This is a genomic window from Catellatospora sp. NPDC049609, assembly GCF_040675365.1.
GTDB lineage: Bacteria > Actinomycetota > Actinomycetes > Mycobacteriales > Micromonosporaceae > Catellatospora.
Genome location: NZ_JBFAOU010000012.1, coordinates 46,199 through 67,553, shown reverse-complemented (window position 1 = coordinate 67,553; position 21,355 = coordinate 46,199). Strand labels below are relative to the sequence as shown.

At 74.2% G+C, this 21,355-nt stretch carries 17 protein-coding genes; 8 read left to right on the top strand and 9 right to left on the bottom strand.

The window, feature by feature from the left end; genetic code table 11:
• The first annotated feature begins 125 nt into the window (after positions 1 to 125).
• Both AB0J67_RS05875 and AB0J67_RS05870 read left to right on the top strand, forming a co-directional pair.
• On the top strand, positions 126 to 341 hold the full coding sequence (locus AB0J67_RS05875) for a DUF3311 domain-containing protein (protein ID WP_363476690.1): 216 nt from the start codon (positions 126 to 128) through the stop codon (positions 339 to 341).
• Positions 338 to 1,978, top strand: a complete 1,641-nt coding sequence (locus AB0J67_RS05870; RefSeq protein ID WP_363476688.1) for a sodium:solute symporter — start codon at positions 338 to 340, stop codon at positions 1,976 to 1,978. The genes AB0J67_RS05875 and AB0J67_RS05870 overlap by 4 nt, the downstream gene beginning before the upstream one ends.
• A gap of 124 nt (positions 1,979 to 2,102) precedes the next feature.
• Here the strand turns inward: AB0J67_RS05870 and AB0J67_RS05865 are convergent, their stop codons facing one another.
• Positions 2,103 to 3,098, bottom strand: a complete 996-nt coding sequence (locus tag AB0J67_RS05865; protein ID WP_363476686.1) for a sialidase family protein — start codon at positions 3,096 to 3,098, stop codon at positions 2,103 to 2,105.
• Between the two features lie 77 nt (positions 3,099 to 3,175).
• The gene (locus AB0J67_RS05860; RefSeq protein ID WP_363476684.1) at positions 3,176 to 3,910 is read right to left on the bottom strand and encodes a hypothetical protein; all 735 of its coding nucleotides are present in this window, start codon (positions 3,908 to 3,910) and stop codon (positions 3,176 to 3,178) included.
• 253 nt (positions 3,911 to 4,163) lie between these two features.
• On the opposite strand from AB0J67_RS05860, the gene AB0J67_RS05855 reads away from it, so the two are divergent.
• Positions 4,164 to 7,247, top strand: coding sequence for an EAL domain-containing protein (locus AB0J67_RS05855; protein WP_363476682.1), 3,084 nt, complete (start codon positions 4,164 to 4,166; stop codon positions 7,245 to 7,247).
• Positions 7,248 to 7,284: 37 nt separating this feature from the next.
• Positions 7,285 to 8,547, top strand: a complete 1,263-nt coding sequence (locus AB0J67_RS05850) for a pyridoxal phosphate-dependent aminotransferase family protein (RefSeq protein ID WP_363476680.1) — start codon at positions 7,285 to 7,287, stop codon at positions 8,545 to 8,547.
• Between the two features lie 27 nt (positions 8,548 to 8,574).
• Here AB0J67_RS05850 and AB0J67_RS05845 read toward each other — a convergent pair whose 3' ends face one another.
• On the bottom strand, positions 8,575 to 9,519 hold the full coding sequence (locus tag AB0J67_RS05845) for a peptidylprolyl isomerase (protein ID WP_363476678.1): 945 nt from the start codon (positions 9,517 to 9,519) through the stop codon (positions 8,575 to 8,577).
• A gap of 86 nt (positions 9,520 to 9,605) precedes the next feature.
• Here AB0J67_RS05845 and AB0J67_RS05840 point away from each other — a divergent pair, with 86 nt between their 5' ends.
• Entirely contained in the window at positions 9,606 to 10,100 is a 495-nt protein-coding gene (locus AB0J67_RS05840) for a DUF309 domain-containing protein (RefSeq protein WP_363476676.1), read from the top strand.
• Positions 10,101 to 10,185: 85 nt separating this feature from the next.
• On the opposite strand, the gene AB0J67_RS05835 is transcribed toward AB0J67_RS05840, so the two are convergent.
• On the bottom strand, positions 10,186 to 10,644 hold the full coding sequence (locus AB0J67_RS05835; protein WP_363476674.1) for a hypothetical protein: 459 nt from the start codon (positions 10,642 to 10,644) through the stop codon (positions 10,186 to 10,188).
• Positions 10,645 to 10,718: 74 nt separating this feature from the next.
• On the opposite strand from AB0J67_RS05835, the gene AB0J67_RS05830 reads away from it, so the two are divergent.
• Positions 10,719 to 11,471 carry an alpha/beta fold hydrolase gene (locus AB0J67_RS05830; protein WP_363476672.1) on the top strand — a complete coding sequence of 251 codons (753 nt, stop codon included), beginning with the start codon at positions 10,719 to 10,721 and terminating at the stop codon, positions 11,469 to 11,471.
• Between the two features lie 82 nt (positions 11,472 to 11,553).
• On the opposite strand, the gene AB0J67_RS05825 is transcribed toward AB0J67_RS05830, so the two are convergent.
• Positions 11,554 to 12,342: a DUF1388 domain-containing protein gene (locus AB0J67_RS05825; protein WP_363476670.1), complete on the bottom strand. Its 789-nt coding sequence runs from the start codon at positions 12,340 to 12,342 to the stop codon at positions 11,554 to 11,556.
• Between the two features lie 128 nt (positions 12,343 to 12,470).
• On the bottom strand, positions 12,471 to 13,850 hold the full coding sequence (locus tag AB0J67_RS05820) for a PLP-dependent aminotransferase family protein (protein ID WP_363476668.1): 1,380 nt from the start codon (positions 13,848 to 13,850) through the stop codon (positions 12,471 to 12,473).
• Positions 13,851 to 14,020: 170 nt separating this feature from the next.
• Between AB0J67_RS05820 and AB0J67_RS05815 the strand changes: the two genes are divergently transcribed.
• Positions 14,021 to 16,789, top strand: a complete 2,769-nt coding sequence (locus AB0J67_RS05815) for an AAA family ATPase (protein ID WP_363476733.1) — start codon at positions 14,021 to 14,023, stop codon at positions 16,787 to 16,789.
• A 43-nt stretch (positions 16,790 to 16,832) separates the two neighbouring features.
• On the opposite strand, the gene AB0J67_RS05810 is transcribed toward AB0J67_RS05815, so the two are convergent.
• The 3 genes from AB0J67_RS05810 to AB0J67_RS05800 form a co-directional block, all read right to left on the bottom strand.
• The gene (locus AB0J67_RS05810) at positions 16,833 to 18,071 is read right to left on the bottom strand and encodes an MFS transporter (protein WP_363476666.1); all 1,239 of its coding nucleotides are present in this window, start codon (positions 18,069 to 18,071) and stop codon (positions 16,833 to 16,835) included.
• 82 nt (positions 18,072 to 18,153) lie between these two features.
• Positions 18,154 to 19,236: an acyl-CoA dehydrogenase family protein gene (locus tag AB0J67_RS05805; RefSeq protein ID WP_363476664.1), complete on the bottom strand. Its 1,083-nt coding sequence runs from the start codon at positions 19,234 to 19,236 to the stop codon at positions 18,154 to 18,156.
• A 55-nt stretch (positions 19,237 to 19,291) separates the two neighbouring features.
• Entirely contained in the window at positions 19,292 to 20,503 is a 1,212-nt protein-coding gene (locus AB0J67_RS05800; protein WP_363476661.1) for an acyl-CoA dehydrogenase family protein, read from the bottom strand.
• A 294-nt stretch (positions 20,504 to 20,797) separates the two neighbouring features.
• Here AB0J67_RS05800 and AB0J67_RS05795 point away from each other — a divergent pair, with 294 nt between their 5' ends.
• Positions 20,798 to 21,334, top strand: coding sequence for a phosphoribosyltransferase family protein (locus AB0J67_RS05795; RefSeq protein ID WP_363476659.1), 537 nt, complete (start codon positions 20,798 to 20,800; stop codon positions 21,332 to 21,334).
• The last annotated feature ends 21 nt before the right edge of the window (positions 21,335 to 21,355 follow it).

Below are 21,355 nucleotides of genomic sequence, written 5' to 3'. Positions count from 1 at the left end.
GCTGATGATCGCGCGCGGCAAGACCGGTGATTTCGCCGATGCCGACGGCCCGTCACCGGCAGACAGTGTCCTGATCACTCAGCGCGTTCCGGCCGCCGCCGGGGCGCATCCGGAAAGGAGGCACGGTGGCCGAGCACGGAGCACGTCCGGCACGGCGTTGCGCGCAGTGGCTGCTGCTGATCCCCATCCTCGCGCCGCTGCCGGTCGGCCTGTACGACCGGCTGGAGCCGCGGCTGTGGGGCATCCCGTTCTTCTACTGGTACCAGGTGGGCTGCGCGTTCCTGGCGATGGCGGTCACCGCGCTGGTGTACCAGCTGAGCAAGCGGGAGCGGCGGCCGTGACCGCCCGCCAGGTCGAGATCGGGACCTTCGCCGCACTGCTGGGCGCCATGCTGCTGCTCGGCTTCCTCGCCGCGCGCTGGCGCCGGCCGCACAGCCTGCACTCGCTGGAGGAGTGGGGGGTGGGCGGGCGCGCCTTCGGCAACTGGGTCACCTGGTTCCTGCTCGGCGGCAGCATGTACACGGCGTACACCTACATCGCGGTGCCGGCGCTGGTGTACGGCGTCGGGGCGGCCGGGTTCTTCGCGGTGCCGTTCGCCATCATCAGCGCGCCGATGGCCTACGTCATCAGCACCCGCACCTGGTCGGTGTCGCACGCGCACGGCTTCGTCACCTCCGCCGAGTTCGCCCGCGCCCGGTTCGGCTCGCGCGGGCTGGCCGCCCTGGTCGCGGTCACCGGCATCGTGGCCACGCTGCCCTACATCGCGGTGCAGCTGGTCGCGCTGCGCGCCATGTTCGCCACGCTCGGCGTCACCGGCGAGTGGCCGCTGCTCGCCGCGGTCACCGTCGCCTCGGTCTGCACCTTCCGGTCCGGGCTGCGCGCCCCGGCGCTGCTGTCCATCGCCAAGGACATCCTGATGCTGTGGCTGGTGCTGGCCATCGTGCTGCTGGTCGCCATGTCCGGCGGCTGGGTCGCGGCGTTCCGCGGCGCGGGCGAGCGCTTCGCCGCCGACACCTCCCCGGCCAGCGGGCTGCTGCTGCCCGAGGGCGGCTGGTCCGGCTACCTCACCCTGGTGCTCGGCTCGGCGCTGGCGATCTTCGCGTACCCGCACGCGCTGACCGGGATCCTGGCCGCCCGCGACCGGGCCACCGTGCAGCGCAACGCGGCCGCGCTGCCGGTCTACTGCCTGGCGCTGGGGCTGCTGGCGATGCTCGGCTTCTTCGCGATCGGCCAGGGCGTGCGCCCGGTCGGCGGGGACCTGAACACGGTCGTGCCGCAGCTGTTCCACGAGGTCTTCCCGGCCTGGTGCGCGGGCATCGGCTACGCCGCCATCGGCGTCGCCGCGCTGATCCCGGCCGCGGTCATGTCCATCGCCGCGGCGAACCTGTTCACCCGCTCCATCTACCGGGAGTACCTGCGCCCGGACGCCACCCCGCGTGAGGAGGCCCGGGTCAGCCGGTGGGTGTCGCTGCTGGCGAAGTTCGGCGCGCTCGCCGCGATCCTGCTGCTCGACCAGGAGTTCTCCATCGAGCTGCAGCTGATCGGCGGCGTCGTCGTGCTGCAGACCGTGCCCGCCGTGGTGCTCGGCCTGTGGACCGCCTGGTTCCACCGCTACGCCCTGGCCGCCGGACTGCTGTCGGGCCTGCTCACCGGCCTGGTCGCGATGTACCACATCCCGCAGCGCGCGGCCGACGGCCGCATCGTCAAGGCCCACTTCGGCGGCTCGAACCTGCCCCTGGCCCAGCTCGGTGTCGACACCCGCGCCACCGTCTACACCGGCCTGCTCGCCCTGGCGGTCAACCTGCTCGTCGTCGTGGCCGGCACCCTGCTCCTGCGCGGCCTGCGCGTCCCCGCCGGCCGCGACGCGACCCACCCCGCCGACTACACCGCCGACGCGGGCAACGCCGTCCCGCGCCACTCCGACGCCCTCATCGACGGCCCGACCCGCACCCGCACCCCCGCCCACGCCGCCCGTTGAGAAAGGAAGGGCACCTTCTTAACGCCATGCGTTGCAGAAGGTGCCCTTCTTAACGCTTTGCCCGAAGGCGGGCACCGACGCATGCGACACGAGTCCCGGCGCGGACCGTCAACCGGCCGCCGGCTCAGGCCGGGTAGTCGCCGGGGTGGGTGACCACGCCGACGACCGTGCCCGCGGTCACGTCGAACGAGAGCGTCAGCAGGCGGCCGTCGGGCAGCTCGGCGCTGGACGGGTTGGCCTGGTCGTCCACGCCGGAGTCGTACAGCGGCAGGTCCGGCACGCCGGTCCAGTCCCGCTCCGGATGCCGCACCAGCCGACCCGAGGTGATCCGCCGCGGCGAGAAGCGGCCGGAGGTGTCGCCGTACGTCACCAGCACGCCGCCGCCGTCCAGCGCCAGCACGTGGTGGGACGAGGCGGGCAGGTCCAGCTCGTGCGGCGCGGACCAGGTGTGCCCGCCGTCGGCCGAGCGCGCCAGCCACGCGTGGGCGCCCGTGGTGCGCAGCAGCGCGACGAGCCCGCCGCCGGGCAGCACGGTCAGCGTCGGCTCCTGGAAACTCACGCCGTCGCGCGCGGCGAGCACGGTCTCCGACGCGGCGGGCCAGGTCCGGCCGCCGTCGGTGCTGCGTACCGCGGCGGCGACCGAGCACCGGCCGGACCGCGGCATGCCGTAGAGCGGGATCAGCAGGTCGCCGCCGGGCAGCTCGGCGACGGCACCGTGCGCGGCCGGGTCGCGCAGCGCGGTGCCGACCGCGGCCGGCGCCGACCAGGTGTGGCCGCCGTCGTCGCTGCGCCGGACGTACACCCCGCGCACGGTGAAGTCGCGGGCGCTGCTCCAGTCGAGGGTGAAGTGGCTGAGCAGCACCGCGCCGCCGGCGAGGACGGCGAGCTTGGGGTCGCGGTCGTCGTACGGGCCGTCCACCGCGACGACCGGCGTCGACCAGGTCCGGCCGCCGTCGTCGGAGGCGGTGGTCCGGATCCGGCCCTCGTGGCTGACGTGCCCGGCGCCCTCGCGGTACGCGGCCAGCAGCCGCCCGCCGGGCAGCCGCGCCACGTCCGGGAAGTGCGCCAGGTCACCATCGGCCGCCCGCGCGATCACCCGGACCTCGAACCGGTCGCCCACCCGCCCTCCCCCGCACACGGCGAAGCCCCGCTCCTGCTGTTGTAGCAGTAGCGGGGCTTCCGCGCGCCGAAGTAGGGTCAGCCGGCGTACGGCCCCTGGCCGTACTTGGCCAGCACCAGGTCGGCGGCCATCTTCTCCCACTTGGCGTAGTGGTTCGGGAACGCCGAGACCTGCACGGTCTGCGCGGCGTCGGTCAGCGCCATCTTGTCGTAGCCGGGCACGTTCTTCAGGCCGTTGTAGAAGGCCTTGGCGGAGTACACCGGGTCGGTGATCTGCTCGGGCGTGCCCCAGCCGGCCGACGGACGCTGCTGGAACAGGCCCAGCGAGTCGTGGTCGTTCCGGTCGCCGAGGTGGCCGAAGTTGTTCAGGGTCGACTCCTGCGCGGCGGTCGCGACGGCGATCACCCAGGCGCGGGGCGGCAGGCCCATCTTCTGGCCGGTCTCGATGATGACCTCGGCGTTGCGCTTCTGGTCGGCGTTCGGCTTGAACGCGGTCTGGTACTCGGCGACCGGCGCCGGCATCAGCTGCTGGCGGCTCGGGGCCTTGGCCACGGTCTCGGCCTTCGGCGCGGCGGCCGGGGCCTTGGCGGCGGGCTTGGCGGCCGGGGCCTTGGCGGCGGGTGCCGCGACGGCCTTGGCCTCCGCCTTGGTGGCGGGCGCCGCCATCGGGGCGGCGACGGGCTTTGCCTCCGGAGCGGTGGACTGGTTGGCGGCGGCCGCGGGGCTCGCGGCGATGCCGGACAGCACTGCCATACCGGTGGCGGCGAGTACGGCACGGAAGGACGCGCGCTTGATCAGGTCGACGTTGACCACGGGTAGGTCCCTTCGTTGGGAAGTCGTACGAGGGGATTCAACCGAGCGGGCATTTCCGAGATTCCGGATCTGTCCCGCTTGTGGGCCAGGTCTCCTGGCGGGCCGGCAGCCCGGACGAAGCGCGTAGCAGGGCGCTGACCTGGACATATCGCGCGCATCCGGGGTCGCGGAGGCGATAACGTATACGAAAAGCTGTCATAATCGCTTAATTCGGGCCGCGTGCCGCCCCGCCTGCCGCGCCGGAAGGAGGAGCGTGTCAGCCCGCAGAGTCATGGCCTGGTACGGCGTCTGGATGGCCGTGCTGGCCGGAGCGTTCTACGCCCTGCCCGCCGCGCACATCCCGCTGTGGTGCCTGATCGGCCTCAGCAGTGCCGGCGCGATCGGGTACGGCCTGTTCCGGTACCGCCCGCGGCGCTGGTCGCCCTGGTGCTGGATGATCCTGGGCCTGCTCCTGCTGTGCGCCGGCGACACCCTCTACAACGTGATGACCGACTACCTCGGTCGGGTCAACCCGTTCCCGTCGCCCGCCGACATGCTCTACCTGGCGATGTACCCGGCGGTCACCATCGGCCTGCTCGGCCTGTCCAAGGCGGGCGCCGCGGCGCGCGACCGCACGGTCCCGCTGGACGCCCTCATCGTCACGGCCGGCCTGGGCCTGCTCTCCTGGATCTTCCTGATCAGCCCGCAGATCCTCAACCAGGACCTGACCATGAGCCAGCGGCTGGTCTCCGTGGCGTACCCGCTGGGCGACATCCTCATCCTCGCCACGGTCGGCCGGCTGATCTCGGTGGTGCCGTTCAGCCCGACGGTCGCCCTGCTCACCGTGGGCGCGGTCGGTCTGATGGCCGCCGACGTGATGTACGGGCTCGTCCAGCTGCACGGCTTCTGGGCCGTGGGCGGGCCGGTCGACCTCGGCTGGATCGTCTTCTACGCCTGCTGGGGCGCGGCCGCACTGCACCCGTCGATGGCCGACCTCACCACCCCGCGCGTGGTGCGACCGCGCGAGATGCGCACCCTGCACCAGGCGCTGCTGGCGGTGTTCGTGCTGCTCCCGCTGGCCGTGCTGGTGATCGGCGTGGGCCAGGGCCGGCTGCAGTACCCCATGGTCATCGTTGCCTTCGTGGTCACCACGGTGCTGCTGACGCTGGCCCGGCTGTTCGGCGTCATCAACAGCTACCGCGGCAACACCATCCGCACCAGCGGCATCCGCGCCAGCAACGCCGCGCTGATGTCGGCCACCACCGTCGACGGCGTCACCTGGGCGCTCAAACGCACCGCCGAGCGGCTGCTGCCGCCGGGCGCGGACTACCGGGTGACCATGGTGATGAACGACGGCAGCGTGCCCGAGCTGTTCCAGCCCGGTGTGACCACCGGCTCGCGGCTGCGGTTCACCCGGTCGCTGCCGCCCGACATCGCGGCCCGGATGGGCGGGTTCGAGATCACCATGATCTGCCCGCTGGCGCTGGAGGACCGCCCCACCGGCGACCCGCACATCGGCGTGCTGCTCATCTCCTCGGACGAGAACTCGCTGAGCTACCTGCAGATGCCGATGGAGCTGGTGGCCTCCCAGGCGGCGCTGGCCATCGAGCGGATCATGCTGAGCAACGAGATCACCCGGCACAACAGCGAGCAGTACTTCCGCACGCTGGTGCACAACGCCGCGGACGTGATCCTGATCATCGAACCGGACACCGGGCGCATCCGGTACGCCAGCCCGTCCGCCCACACCGTGTTCGGCACCGCCGAGCTGACCGGCCGGAACTTCTCCGAGCTCGTCGCCGGGCCGCACGACACGCTGATGGCGGACCTGTTCGCGCTGGCCGCCGCCGACGACGAGGCGGACCAGGCTGCCGCCGCCAGGCAGGGGCGGCCCGGCGCGGAGTCCCCGTCGTCGGACTGGACCGTACTGCGCCCCGACGGCACCACCGTGCAGACCGAGATCTCCTGCCGCGACCTGCGCGCCGAGCCGACCGTCGGCGGGCTGGTGCTGACCCTGCGCGACGTCACCGACCAGCGCCGGATGGAGTCCGAGCTGACCCATCTGGCCTACCACGACTCGCTCACCGGCCTGGCCAACCGGGTGCGCTTCGCCGAGCGCATCGGGCAGGCCATCGCCCGCGCCGACGCGGACGGCTCCGTGGTCGGCGTGCTCTTCATCGACCTGGACGACTTCAAGGTGGTCAACGACACCCTCGGCCACGAGCACGGCGACCGGCTGCTGCGGGCGGTCGGCCAGCGCCTGGCCGCGGTGCTGCGCGCCGACGACGTCGCGGCGCGGCTCGGCGGCGACGAGTTCGCCGCGCTGATCGAGGGCGCGCCCGACGCGGCGGGCATCGACGAGGTCGCCGACCGGATCGTCGAGGCGCTCGGCGAGCCGTTCACCATCGACGACCGGCTCGTCTCCGGCGCGGCCAGCATCGGCATCGCCACCAGCGCCGACGCCCGCAGCGCCCCGGAGCTGCTGCGCCAGGCCGACCTCGCGCTGTACGTCGCCAAGGGCGAGGGCAAGGGCCAGTGGCGCCGCTACCAGCCGGACCTGCACACCGCCATCGTGGAGCGGCTGGAGCTGCGCACCGAGCTGGACCAGGCCATCGCGGGCAAGGAGTTCACCGTCGAGTTCCAGCCCATCGTCGAGCTGCGCACGGGCATGACCGCCGGGTACGAGGCGCTGGTGCGCTGGAACCACCCCACCCGCGGCCGGCTGCTGCCCGGCGAGTTCATCGAGGTCGCCGAGGAGTCGGGGCAGATCGTGGCGATCGGCACCGAGGTGCTGTACCAGGCCGTGGCCGCGGCGGCGCGCTGGCAGCGGGAGGCGGGCGACGCCGCGCCGTACGTCAGCATCAACGTCTCGGCGCGCCAGTTCCGCACCCCGGGCTTCGTGGCGAGCGTGGCCGACGTGCTCGCCGCGGAGGGCCTGCCCCCGCAGCAGCTGATGCTGGAGATCACCGAGAGCCTGCTGCTGCGCGACGACGACCAGGTCTGGGAGGACCTCACCGAGCTGCGCACCACCGGCATCCGGGTGGCCATCGACGACTTCGGCACCGGCTACTCGTCGCTGAGCTACCTGCGCCACGTGCCGCTGGACGTGGTGAAGATCGACCGGCTGTTCACCAGCACCATCGCCTCCTCGGCGCAGCAGGCCGCGCTGGTGGACGGCATCGTCCGGCTGGCGCACACGCTCGGCCTGCAGGTCATCGCCGAGGGCATCGAGCGCACCGTCGAGCGCGACCTGCTGTCGCGCATCGGCTGCCGCTACGGCCAGGGCTTCCTGTTCGCCCGCCCGCTCACCGGCGAGCAGGCGATCAGCGTCATCACCGAGCAGAAGGTGGCCGCGTGACGGGACTCCACGTTGCGGGCCAGGGGCGGGAGGAAGCGTGACGCAGGCATCCGGTGTGCACACCCCCGACGCGCACAGGGTGCCGTCGACCGACCAGCTGGACCGGCTGCGCGCCGTCACCCCGATGTACGACGCGGTCATCGACGAGGTGGACGGCCGGCGCATCCGCATCGGCGACCACTGGCTCACCGACTTCGCGTCCTGCAACTACCTGGGCTTCGACCTCGATCCGGAGATCATCGCGGCGGGCGAGGCGGCGGTGCGCCGCTGGGGCACCCACCCCGGCTGGTCCCGCCTGCTGGGCAACCCGCGGCTCTACCCGGACATCGAGCAGCGGCTGACCGAGCTGCTCGGCGCGCCCGACACGCTGGTGCTGCCCACGATCACCCACATCCACCTGTCGGTGCTGCCCGCGCTGGTCGACAGCGGCGCGGTGTTCGTCGAGGCCAGCGCGCACAAGACCATCTACGACGGCGGCGCGTACGCGCGCGGCCTGGGCGCCCAGCTCTACCGCTGGCACGCCGACGACCCGGACGAGCTGGCGCGGCTGCTGCGCTCCGCCGCCGCCGACCGCCCCCGCGTCGTCTGCCTCGACGGCGTGAACAGCATGACCGGCAACGTGCCCGACCTGCCCGCGCTCGCCGCGGTCTGCCGCGAGTGGGGCGCCACGCTCTACGTCGACGATGCGCACGGCTTCGGCGTGATCGGCGAGCGCGACGGCGGGCAGGGCGACGGGACGCCGTACGGCGCGCGCGGCAACGCGGTAGTGCGCCACTGCGCCGAGACGTACGACGACGTGGTGCTGGTCGGCGGCTTCTCCAAGGCGTACTCGGCGCTGCTGGCGTTCGTCGCGGTGCCGACGGCGGTCAAGGAGCGCCTGAAGCTCGCGGCCCCGCCGTACCTCTACTCCGGACCGTCGCCGGTGCACTCGCTGGCCGTGGTGCTGGCGGGCTTCGACGTCAACGAGTCGCGCGGCGAGCGGCTGCGCACGACCCTCTACCAGCTCACCGCCCGGGTGCTGGCGCACCTGCGGCAGCTCGGCGTGTACACGCCCAACCGGCACGCCACCCCCGTGATCGAGCTGCCGCTGTCCGCCGGGTACGACCTCGCCGACGCGGCCGAGCTGCTCTGGCGGCGCGGCGTGTACGTCACGCTGGCCGCGTACCCGCTGGTGCCGCGCGGGCAGGTCGGCTTCCGGGTGCAGCTCACCGCGGCGCACACCCCGGAGCAGGTCGACCAGCTCAACGCCGCGCTCACCGAGCTCGACGGGCGGGGCGCCCTGCGCCGCGCCCCGGCCTGACCGGAGCAGGCCAGGGCGCGGCGGGCGTCAGGCCGGCCGGACGGTGACGTTCAGGATGGTCAGCGCGGTGACGGGCCGGCCGTCGGTGCCCGCCCCGGCCACGACGCCGCCGGCGGCGACCTGGTCGATGATCTCCATCCCGGTGGCGACCCGGCCGAACGGCGTGTAGCTCGCACCGAGCCTGCTGTCGTCGTACACGAAGAAGAACTGGCTGCCGCTGGTGCCCGGCTGCCCCCGGTTGGCCATCGCCACCCTGCCGCGCGGATACATGATCTCCGGGACCTCGCGCTGCCGCGCGAACGGGCAGCCCAGGCCGCCCTCGACCGCGGCTCCCGGCATCTTGATCACGAAGTTGCCGCTGGGCGCGAGGCCGCTCGGCACGGTGATCCGCATCCCCCCACCCGGCACTGACTCGCCCTCGACGACGGTGACGCCGGCGCAGGACGGTGACGGGGTGGGCGTGGGGGTCGGCGCGAGTCCCGGTAGGTTCTCCTCGTCGAAGGCGAAGCCCGGACCGCCCGCGCCGGTGCCGGTGGGGTCGCCGCACTGCAGCACCTTCAGGCTGCCGGTGACCAGGCGGTGGCACTCGGTGCCGTCGAAGAACTTCGCACCGGCCAGAAACGACAGGAACCCGGCGGTGCACGGCGTCCGTGCCCGGTCCATGACGATCTCGATCACGCCGAGGTTCGTGGTCACCGCCAGGACGACCGTGCCCGCGCCCGGCGCGGCCGTGGGCACCGCGCCCACCTGGCGCGCGCCCGGTGCCGGCTCCGGCCGGGAGCGGCAGCTCACCAGCTGCTCGGGCGGCCCGGACGACGCCGCGGCCACGGGCGTGCCCGCGTCGTCGGATCGCGTCAGCTGCCACACCGCGAAGGCGGCGCCCGCCGCGAGCAGCACCGCCACCACGCCCGCCACCAGCTGCGGCGTACGCCGTCGCGGCGCGGCCGGAGTCGTTTCCCCGTCGATGTCCATGGTGCGGCAGCGTACGAGACGATCGCCACCGCCGCCGCCCCGTCGAAGCGCTGTCCGGGCCGGACGGAACGCGGCAGGATGGACGGATGAGCACCGCCGCCGACCGCGACCGCGACGACTCGGGCCGGGCCCGCAACGCCCGTCCGCGCGACGAGCTGGGCCGGCCGCTGCCGCGCGGCACTCAGGGACTGCCCACCATGCCCGAGGACCTCCACCTGGCCCCGGACCAGGCGCTGGCGCTGGCCCAGGAGCTGCTCGACGGCGGCCGCGCGTTCCACGCCCACGAGGTGCTGGAGGGCGCCTGGAAGGCCGCGCCGGACCCCGAGCGCGAGCTGTGGCGCGGGCTCGCGCAGCTGGCGGTCGGGCTCACCCACGCCCGGCGCGGCAACGCCGCCGGGGCGCCGCGCCTGCTCGGCCGCGCCGCCGACCGCATCGAGGCGTACGCCGCCGCGCCGCCGTACGGCATCGACGTGGCCGGACTCGTCGCCTGGTCCCGGTCGCTCGCGGCCCTCATCGAGCGCGACGGCCTGGCCGGCCTCGACCCGTCCGCGTTCATCCCGCGCCTGCGAGCCGTGCCCTGACCCCGGCCGCAGCTCCTCGCGGCGCTGATCGGCGCTTTCCGGCAGCACGATCCGAGCGTGATCCGGTGTACCTCGGCGGCTCGGGTCAGCCCAGGCTCACGCCGGAGATGCGCGTGCCCGGCGGCAGGTTGCGGACCTGGTCGTGGATCTGGCCGGCGATGTTCACGGCGACGGCGAAGTCCTCGACGCTCACCGACTCGACGGTGACGCCGCCGCCGAGCACCGGCGGCGGCATGAACGAGTACACCAGGTCGGGGCCGAGGACCAGACCGCGGGCTTCGGCCGCCTCGGCGAGCCCGGCCAGCAGGTAGCGGTTCTCGCCCTCCTCGGTGGACAGGTCCCGTTCCAGCTCGGCGGCGGACGCCCAGGGGCGGGTCAGCGCGCCCTCGATGGTGTCGAGGTACCAGCAGCCGTCCGGCCCGGCCAGGAACACGTCGCCGAACAGCGAGGTGAACAGCGGCTTGCGCCCGGCCAGGCCGAGCCAGGCCCAGGACTCGAGGGCCTGGGCGAACTGCTGCTCGGAGAAGGTCTTCGTCAACCGCATCCGGGCAGTATGTCAGCCGGCGACATCGCTTATCCGCTGGACAGCACCTGATGATCGCTCGCTAGGCTCGCCCCATGCTCCTCGCTCATGATCTTGAAGGTCCCGCCGACGCACCCGCCGTCGTCCTGCTGCACTCCTCCGTCTGCGACCGCCGGATGTGGCAGGCCCAGCGGCAGCCGCTGCTGGACGCCGGGTTCCGGGTGCTGGCCCTGGACTTCCGCGGCTTCGGCGACACCCCCGCCCCGACGGCGGCGTACAGCAACGTCGAGGACGTGCTCGCCCTGCTCGACGAGTACGGCATCGAGCAGGCGGCCCTGGTCGGAGCCTCGTTCGGCGGCCGGGTCGCCGGGGAGGTCGCCGCCTGGCGGCCGGAGCGCGTGTCGACCCTGGCGCTGGTGTGCGCGGCGCTGCGGGGCCACCCGCCGACCCCGGCCATCGCCGCGTTCGGCGCGCGCGAGGACGAGCTGCTGGAGGCGGGCGACGTCGACGCCGCCACGGCGCTGAACGTGGAGACGTTCGTCGGCCCGCGCGCGGACGAGGCCACCCGGCACGCGGTCTACGCGATGCAGCGCCACGCGTTCGAGGTGCAGCTCGCCGGCCCCGAGGTGGCGGGCGACAACACCGAGCCCGACCTGTCCGCGATCACCGCTCGCACCCTGGTCGTGTCGGGAAAGCTCGACGTCGACTACTTCGGCGAGATCGCCGAGGTGCTGACGGCGCGCATCCCCGGCGCCCGGCACGTGATCCTCGACTGGGCCGGGCACCTGCCCAACCTCGAGGACCCGGCCGCCTTCAACCCCGTCCTGCTCGACTTCCTCCGCGGCTAGTCATGTCTCGCGCCGCCACGGCCCACAGGTGGTGAGGCACCGCTGCTGCGGTCGTGGCGGCGCGCGGGACGTGCCCGCCCGCTCACAGGACGGCGCGTACGGCGTCCACGGCGTGCCATGCCAGGACACCGAGCGCCGCGCTGGGCGCCAGTGACATCGCGTAGACGGACCAGCGACGGGGCCTGCGGCGCGACACCAGCAGGGTGACGATCGCGACGGCCAGCAGCACGGTCGCGGCGTACATGGCGAGGCGGGTCAGGTAGAAGGCGTCCGACAGACCGGCGCTCCGCCACGGCTGCATCACCCACAGGGTGTGCAGGCCCTCGGCGGCCAGCAGGCCTCCCGCGACCCCGGCAGCGACCGCCGCGAGCCGGGGCCCGCGCTCGCGGATCAGGTTGCCCAGCAGACCCAGCACCAGCCCGGCGACCACGGACATGGCCAGCCAGAACGCGGCCGCACGGGCCACCGACAGCAGCCCGAGGGGGTCGTGTGACGACCCGTCCTCCTGGTAGCCGCCGCTCCAGCGCCGCGACACGACCAGGATGAGCTGGTAGTACACGGCGGTGGCGACCAGCAGCAGGCCGGTCGCGACCCCGGCCGCCCGCCGCGCGCCCCGCACCAGGTATCCGGTGACCAGCGCGGCCGCGCCCCAGGCGAAGCCGTTGCCGAACAGGGTGAACACGGCGTCCCCGGCCAGGCCCGGCAGCTCGTCGCCCGTGAAGGCGAGTGCGCCCAGCGCCGCCCCGGCCGCGAGGGTCCGGCGCAGCGTCCGGCCGACCTCGGCCGGTGACTCGACCTCGGCCGGCGAGGCCACCTCGGCCGGTGACCTGACCAGGGCCTGCGAGGCGACCTCGGCCGGTGAACCGGTCACGGCCGGTCGTGCGACAACGGCCGTGGCGTTCTCCGCTGTGGCCATCGTTATCCACTCCTCCGCTCCGGCGCCGACCGCTGACTGCGGTTCTACCATCGCCGGTCGTCACGGTGGGGGCGACAAAGGGGTCAGGCGGTGCGCACCGCCGCGGCGACCAGCCGCGCGGCACCGCGCAGGGTCTGCTCGTCGAGGTGCCCGTAGCCGAGCACGAGCCCGTTGCCCGCGCCCGGCCCGGCGTGGAAGTCGGCGAGCGTGCGCACCGTGACACCGCGCGCGGCGAGCCGGCCGGCGACCTCGGCGGCGGGCACGGCCGGATGCAGCTCCAGCACGGCGTGCGCGCCCGCGTGCAGGCCGCGCAGCCGGGCCGTGGGGGCCAGCCCGTCCAGCGCCTCGCGCAGCAGCTCGCGCCGGACCTCGTACGCGCGGGCCGTGCGGCGCTGATGGCGCGCCACGGTGCCGGAGGACAGCAGCTGCGCCAGCGCGTGCTGGGCGGGCGGCGCCGGTTGCTCGCCGGTGAGCTGCAGCAGCTCGCCGATCCGGCCGACCACCTCCTCGCCCGCGATCAGGTAGCCGAGCCGCAGGCCGGACCCGAGCATCCAGCAGAAGCAGCCGAGGTGCACGGCGTGGTCGATCCCGGCCGCGCTGAGCAGGTCCGGCACCGGTGCGGGGTCGGCCGGGAACTCCCAGCCCTCGTCGCTGTGCAGGAGCAGGCCGTGCCCGGCGGCGGCCCAGCCGGCCAGCGCGGCGCGGCGCACCGGCGACAGCGCGGCCCCGGTCGGGAAGTGGTGCACCGGGGTCACCACGCAGGCGTCGACGTCGGCGGGCAGGTCCTCGATCCGGGCGCCGTCGGCGTCCACCGCCAGCGGCACCGTCTCGACGCCGCGCTCGGCGAGGATGCGGCGGGTGCCGGGCCGGGCCGGGTTCTCCACCGCCACCCGCATTCCGGGCTTGAGCGCGGCGCGTACGGCCAGGTCCAGCGCGTGCCGCGCGCCGGAGGTGATCACGATCTGCGCGGCGGTGCAGGCGATGCCGCGTACCCGCCGCAGGTGGTCGGCGACGGCCTCGCGCAGGGCGAGGCTGCCCGCGGCGGGCTGCGCGCCGTCGGCGTGGGGCGGGCGGTGGCAGGCGGCCCGCCAGGCCGAGCGCCACTGCGCGACCGGGAACCCCTCCATCGCGGGCCGGCCGGGCACGAGGTCGACGCGGCGCGCGGGGTCGGCGGCGGCGACCGCGGCCACCGGCCCCGTCGCGGGCCTGGCCACGTACGTGCCGGAGCCGGGCCGCGCCCGCAGGTAGCCCAGGGCGAAGAGCCGGTCGTACGCGGCGACGGCGACCGAGCGCGACACCCGCAGCACCGAGGCGACCGTCCTCGTCGACGGCACCCGACCGCCCGGGACCAGCACATTACGATCGATGGCGTGGACGATCTGCCGCACGATCTGGTCCTGCAGCGTCTCGGCGGCGGCCCGGTCAACCTGGATGCAGACGCTGAGCCGTTCGGGATACCGCATGGTTCGCACCTCCTTCCGCGGGACCGGCCTGTCTCCCATGCTGCAACCGGGTGGGGGCGGCGACTTCAGAGAAACCACTGGTCGCCTCCCAGTGGTGCCGCCGGGCCCTGCCTGAGCGCCACCCGATCCGCCTAGGCTGACCGCACCGCGACGCCGCACGGAGGACCACCATCGACACGGACACCCTGCTGCACGGACGTGACGACGAGCAGAGCGCGCTGCGCCGCCTGGTCGACGGGGCCGCCGCGTCCCGCAGCGGCCTGCTGCTGCTGCAGGGCGAGCCGGGCTCGGGCAAGAGCGCCCTGCTGCGGTACGTACGCACGTACGCGACATCACGGGACGTGCCGGTGGTGCAGGCGCTCGGCGCGCAGTCGGAGTCGGAATTCGCCTTCGCCGGGCTGCATCAGCTGGTTCATCCCCTGCTGAGCCACCTGTCCGCACTGCCCCAGGCCCAGGCCGACGCGCTGCGCGCGGCGCTGCGGCTGGGGCCGGGGCACGGCGACGACCGTTTCCTGGTGTCGCTGGGGGTGCTCACCCTGCTCGCCGAGGCCGCCACCCCGCAGGGGCTGGTCTGCCTGGTCGACGACGCGCAGTGGATGGACCAGCCGACCGTGGACACGCTGCTGTTCGTGGCCCGGCGGCTGCAGGCCGAGGGCGTCGTGCTGCTGCTGGCCCAGCGCGACCCCGGCCTCGACCTGCTGGCGGACCCGGCGCTGCCCCGGCTGAGCCTGTCCGGGCTCGGCGAGCAGCCCGCGGCGGCGCTGCTGGCCGACCGGGCCGCGGCGCCCGCCGACCCGGCGGTGGTGCGCGAGCTGGTGGCGCGTACGCACGGCAACCCGCTGGCCCTGGCCGAGCTGGGCAGCCTGCTGGACCGCGCCCAGCTGGCCGGGCGTGAGGCGCTGCCGGTGCCGCTGCCGCTGGGCGCGGGCGTGGAGCGCGCGTTCCTGGACTGGGTGCGCGCGCTGCCCGCCGCCACCCAGACCGCGCTGCTGGTCGCCGCGGCCGAGGAGCTGGGCGACCTGACCGCGGTGCTGGCCGCCTGCCGCCGGCTCGGGCTGGAGCCGTCCTGCCTGGACGACGCCGAGCAGGCGAACCTGATCGCCATCGCCGGGCCGCGGATCGCCTTCCGCCACCCGGTGGTGCGCACCGCGATCTACAGCGGGGCGCCGTTCACCGCCCGGCGGCAGGCGCACGAGGCGCTGGCCGCGGTGCTGCATCCGCAGGCGGGGGACGGTCGCCGGGCCTGGCACATGGCCGCCGCCACGGTGGAGCCGGACGAGGACGTCGCCGCCGAGCTGCAGCGCACCGCCGAGCACGCGCAGGCGCGCGGCGGCCACGCGTCGGCGGCGGCGCTGCTGGACCGGGCCGCCCGGATCACCCCCGATCCGGACACCCGGGCCGACCGGCTCTACAAGGCCGCACGCTCCAGCTGGCAGGCGGGCAACGCGACGCGGGCGGTGGAGCTGACCGACGAGGCCGAGGCGCTGGTACGCAGACCCGCCACGCTCGCGGTGATCCTGCGCCTGCGCGGCATCATCCAGCTGCGCACCGGGGTGCTCACCGACGCCGAGCGCACGCTCACCCGGGCCGGGGAGCTGATGGCCGAGCACGCCCCGGACGAGGCCGCCCGCTGCTTCCTGCAGGCCGCCGACGCCGCCTCGCAAGCCGGTGACCTGGACCGCTTCCCGCGCCTGTACGAGCTGGTCGGACAGCTGCACGGCGGCAGCCCGGTGACCGACTGCACCCGGCTGCTGCTGCACGGCATGGAGCGCATCGCCTCCCGGGACTTCCCGCGCGGCCGGCAGCTGCTCGGCGAGGGCATCGCCGCGGCACGGGCGCTGGGTGATCCGATGCTGGAGGTGTGGGCCGGCGTGGGCGCGCTCTACCTCGGCGAGGTCGGGCAGACCACGGACCTGCTGCACCGGGTCGGCGGCATCGCCCGCTCCATCGGCCACCTGGGCGCGCTGCCGGGGCAGCTGGAGTTCATGTCGCTGGAGGAGATCCTCAGCGGGCGGCTCGACAACGCCGCCTCGCTGATCGACGAGGGCCTGCGGCTGTCCCGCGAGACCGGCCAGGAGAACATGTCCGCGGTGCACCTGTCCCGGATGGCGATGGTGCACGCCGTACGCGGCGAGGACGAGCCGTGCCGGGAGTCCGCCGCGGCCGCCCTGCGCATCGCCACCGCCCGCCGGATCGGGGTCGCGGCGGGCACCGCGCGGCACGCGCTGGCGGCGCTGGCGATGGGCCGCGGCCGGTGGGCCGAGGCGGTGCGGCTGCTGGACCAGGTGGTGGCCCCGGAGGCGGGTTCCGGGCATCCGCTGCTGGCGTTCTTCTCGGTGCACGACCGGATCGAGGCGGCGGTGCGGGCCGGGCAGCCCGAGACCGCCCGCGAGGCGCTGGACAGCATGGAGTCGTGGCAGGCCGGGTCCACCCGGGGCGAGGCGCGCGCGCTGCTGGCCCGCTGCCGCGCCCTGCTGGAGCCCGACGACGACCGCGCGATCGCGCAGTACGAGCAGGCGCTGGCGCTGCACGACGGCAGCGTGCCGCTGGAACGGGCGCGCACCGAGCTGCTGCTGGGCGACGCGCTGCGCCGGGCCCGCCGCCGGCTGGACGCCCGCGGTCACCTGCGCACGGCGCTGGACGCGTTCGAGCGGCTGGGCGCGTCGCCCTGGGCCGAGCGGGCCCGGCACGAGCTGCGGGCCACCGGCGAGACCGCGCGCAAGAAGGAGGCCGCGCCGGAGGAGCGGCTGACCGCGCAGGAGCTGCGGATCGCCCGGATGGCGGCTGAGGGCGCCCCGAACAAGGAGATCGCGGCGCAGCTGTTCCTCAGCCACCGCACGGTGGAATACCACCTCTACAAGATCTTCCCCAAGCTCGGCGTCGCCTCCCGCACCGACCTCGCCCGCCTCTTCTACGAGAACCCCGGCATCCTGTCCTGACCACCGCCCCGCCCTCCCGTGGCGGGCGGGCGGGGCGGGCGGGTCAGCGGACGGATCTGATGGGCAGGATGGTGATCGTGGCCACGGCCGCGAGCGCGATGGCCGTGACGAACAGCGCCTCGTAGCCGCCCAGCGTGCTGATGATCAGGGCGGCGAACAGGGGCGACAGCGACTGGGCGCCCGCGTTGGCGATGTTGAGCACGCCCATGTCCTTGCCGTTGTCGGCGGCGCTGGGCAGCACCAGCGTCATCAGCGCCTGGTCGACGGCGGCGTAGACGCCGTAGCCGAGACCGCAGACGCCGACGAACCAGTACATCGCGGGGAGGGTGGGCCAGATCAGCGGGATCAGCGCCGAGGTGCCGATGACGATCGAGGACACGACGACCATGCCCTTGCGCCGGTCGAGCCGGTCGGAGATCACCCCCGCCGGCAGGATGCCCAGGATGATGCCGGCGACCAGCACCAGGTTCAGCCCGGCGCTGGTCCTCGCGCCGTCGGCCAGCGACATGCCGATGTAGTCGGTGAGGATGTAGAGCAGGTACACCTGGATCGCGTTGAAGCCCAGCGTCATCGCGAACCGGGCGACGAACGCCCAGGCGAAGTCGGGGTGGCGGCGCGGGCTGATCCAGAACCCGGCGGCGAACCGGCGCCAGTGCCAGGGCGTGCGCTCGGCGTCCGCGCTGGACGCGTCGCCGGACCGGGCGGCGAACCACAGCGCGGACAGCACCGAGCCCAGCGCCAGCACGCCGTACCCGAGCAGCGGCCGCCCGACCAGGGCGGCGGCGGCCACCGAGCCGAGCACGACGCCGACGAACGCGGACAGCCCGGTGACCGTGGAGGCCACGCCGCGCCGGTCCGCGGGGACGCGGTCGGGCACGTACGCCAGCGTCGCGGCGAGCGTGCCGGTGCCGAAGAGGTTGGCCACCGCCCACCACCCCGCGATCACGACGAGTGTCGTGCTCAGGCCCATGAGCATGATGCCGGCGGCCGCGCCGAACGCGCCGAGCACGACCCACGGCGTACGCCTGCCGAACCGGCTGCGGGTCCGGTCCGACAGCGCGCCGAGCAGCGGGTTGGCCAGCATCACCACGACCGAGCCGACGGCGGAGATCAAGCCGAGCAGCTCGACCTTGCGGTCCGGGGCGATCTCGGCGAGCTGCGCCGGGATGAGGATGCCGTTCACCCCGCCCTGCAGCATCGCGTAGGCCAGCAACGTGACGAAGATCGACGAGAGCACGGACCCGGACCGGACCCGCGGCGGCGCAAGAGTGGTGGCGGTCATCGATACCCTTCCTTGTCATCAGAGAGAGGAAGGGCACCTCCTCCACGCGGTGCGTATGGGAAGGCGCCCTTCGTGACGGCGTTCAGGCGGGGAGGTTCACCAGCCCGGCCAGGGCGGCGCGGTGCCGGTCGGCGGTGCCCAGCGCCAGCGACGTGCTCTTGGCCCGCTTCAGGAACAGGTGCATCGGGTGCTCCCAGGTGAACCCGATGGCGCCGTGCAGGTGCAGCGACTCCTCGGCGGTGCGCACGACCACGCCGGACACGAACGCCTTGGCCAGCGCCGTCTCGGCCGCGACGCCCGGCGACCCGTCGGCCAGCGCCGACGCGGCGTTGCGGGCCACCGCGCGGGCCTGCGTCACGCCGATCCACAGGTCGGCCAGCCGGTGCTTGACCGCCTGGAACGAGCCGATCTGCCGGCCGAACTGGTAGCGCTCCTTGGCGTAGCCGACGATCGCGGTCAGGCACCACTCCGCGACGCCGAGCATCTCCGAGGGGAGCAGTGCCGCGCCCGCGGTCAGCCCGGCCCGCACGGCCCGCTCCGCGTCCGGGCCGAAGGCCAGCGTGGTGTACGGCGTGCCGGCGAAGTCCAGATCGCACAGCGGCCGGGTCAGGTCCAGCGAGGTCACCGGCGTACGCAGCACGCGGGCCGCCTCGACGGCGTGCAGCGCACCGCCCGCGTACACCAGCAGCAGGTCGGCGTGCCGCGCGTCGGCGACGCCCTGGACGCGCCCGGTCAGCGTGCCGCCGTCGATGCTGAGCCGGTCCGGCAGCGGCGCGTCCGGCCAGGTGGCGAACGGCAGCGCCAGCGCGGCGATGCGCCGCCCCGCGGCGACCTCGGGCAGCAGCTGGGTCTCCCCCGCCGCCAGCAGCACCGCCGTGGCGATGACGCTGCTGCCGAGGTACGGCACGGGCGCGAGCGAGCGGCCCAGCTCCTCCAGCACGACGGCGGTCTCGCGCCAGCCCGCCCCGGCGCCGCCGAGGTGTTCGGGCACGGCGAGCCCGGCCACGCCCAGCTCGCTGCCGAGGCCGTGCCAGACCTTGGCGTCGTGCAGGTCGGGCTGCTCGACCCGGCCGAGCAGGGCCTCGGGCGCGCAGTGCGCCGCCAGCAGGGCCCGTACGCTCGCCCGCAGGTCCTCCTCGACCTCCGAATACAGCAGCGCGCTCATGCCTTCTCCTCGCTGCGCCCACCGGCCGCATCAGGCGCGGTCATCCTCGACTCGCTCATCGCGGCAGGTCCTTCCACGGGACGTTCTTGTCGGTACGGATCTCCGGCGGCAGTCCCAGCACCCGCTCGGCGATGATGTTGCGCTGCACCTCGGTGGTGCCGCCCTCGATGGAGTTGCCGCGGGCGCGCAGGTAGTGGAAGCCGAACGGCCGGTGCTCGGCGGCGCCCTCGGAGTGCAGGTCGGGGCGGCGGAACGTCCAGTCGTCGTAGCCCAGCCCCTCCTGGCCGAGCAGCTCCAGCGCGAGCCCGGTCAGGTGCTGGTTGACCGTGCCGAAGAGCAGCTTCGCCGCCGAGCCCTCCGGGCCGGGCTGCCCGGCCACCAGCTGCTGGCGCAGCCGCTCGGCGGTGAGCCGCAGCGCCTCGGCGTCCACCCAGGCGCGCAGCACCGCGTCGTGCAGGCCGGGCGTACGCAGCTCCGGCCGCTGGCGCCACAGGTCCATGAGCGCGCCGATCACCCCGCCCTCGCGCGGGATCGGGAGCGCGCCGATGGCGACGCGCTCGTTCATCAGCGTGCCGGTGGCGACCTGCCACCCTTCGCCGACCGCGCCGAGGCGGTGCGCGTCGGGGATGCGCACGTCGGTGAGGAACACCTCGTTGAACTCGGCCTCCCCGGTGGCCTGCCGCAGCGGGCGCACCTCGACGCCGGGGGCGTGCATGTCGCACACGAAGTAGGTCAGGCCCCGGTGCTTGGGCACGTCCGGGTCGGTGCGGGTGACGAGCATGGCCCAGTCGGCCTCGTGCGCGATGGACGTCCACACCTTCTGGCCGTTGACCACCCACTCGCCGGTGTCCTGGTCGTACACGGCGCGGGTGCTCAGCGCGGCGAGGTCGGAGCCGGCGCCGGGCTCGCTGAACAGCTGGCACCAGACCTCCTCGCCGGTCCACAGCGGGCGCAGCCAGCGGTCGCGCTGGGCGTCGGTGCCGAACGTCAGCACCGTCGGCGCGCCCATGCCCAGCCCGATGGTGTGCAGGGTGTGGTTGTGCTGCGGCGCGCCCGCCGCCTCGAACCCGGCGTCCACGGCCGGCTGCAGGTCACGGGAGGCGCCCAGGCCGCCGCGGCCCGGCGGGAAGTGCACCCAGGCCAGGCCGGCGTCGTAGCGGGCGCCCAGGAACGCGGCGGCCGGCATCGAACGGGGATCGTGCGCGGCCAGGAACTCGTCGACGGCGGCGCGGAGCCGCTGCGCCGTCCACGGTGTGGTGACTTCCATCGAATACTCTCCTGGAGGGGTGTCGGCGGTCTTAAACGCTCGCAGAAAGCCGCCCGACCCGACCCGTCCACTCAGCCACGAATAACTTCTCAGAGTGGCCCGGTAATACCCTTGAGCTGCACAGATGATCTATTTCACGTCTGCCGGAAGGGCTATACAAAGGCCCTGTCGGCCCCTAGCATTCCGAAACATCGCTGAAGTCGGGGGTGCTTTTCCAGGACATGTCGCGTCCGGCCGGCCGTGTGACCGTTGCCGCGTCGCGGCCGCGGGCGAGCCGTGCGACGATCTTCTTTCATGACACTGTCCGAGCTGGCCCGTGAGGTCGACGCGCGATGCCGCCTGAGCGGTGAGTTCCTGCTCCGGTCCGGGCGCACCGCGACCGAGTACTTCGACAAGTATCGCTTCGAGGCCGACCCGGTGCTGCTCGACGCGCTCGCCGGGCACCTGGCGGCGCTGGTCCCGCCCGGCACGCAGGTGCTGGCCGGGCTGGAGATGGGCGGCATCGCCGTGGTCACCGCGCTGGGACGGCACACCGGGCTGCCGTGCGCGTTCGTCCGCAAGACCGCCAAGGCGTACGGCACCGCGCGGCTGGCCGAGGGCGCGGAGATCGCCGGGCGCCGGGTGCTGATCGTCGAGGACGTCGTCACCTCCGGCGGACAGATAGCCGTCTCCACCCGGCAGTTGCGCGAGCTGGGCGCGATCGTCGACAGCGCGCTCTGCGTCATCGACCGCGCGGAGGGCGGCGCCGCCGCGCTGGCCGCCGACGGCATCGCGCTGCACGCCCTGCTGCACCGCTCCGATCTGGACGGCGCGCTACATTCCTCTCGCTGACTCTGTCGGGAAGGGAGCGGG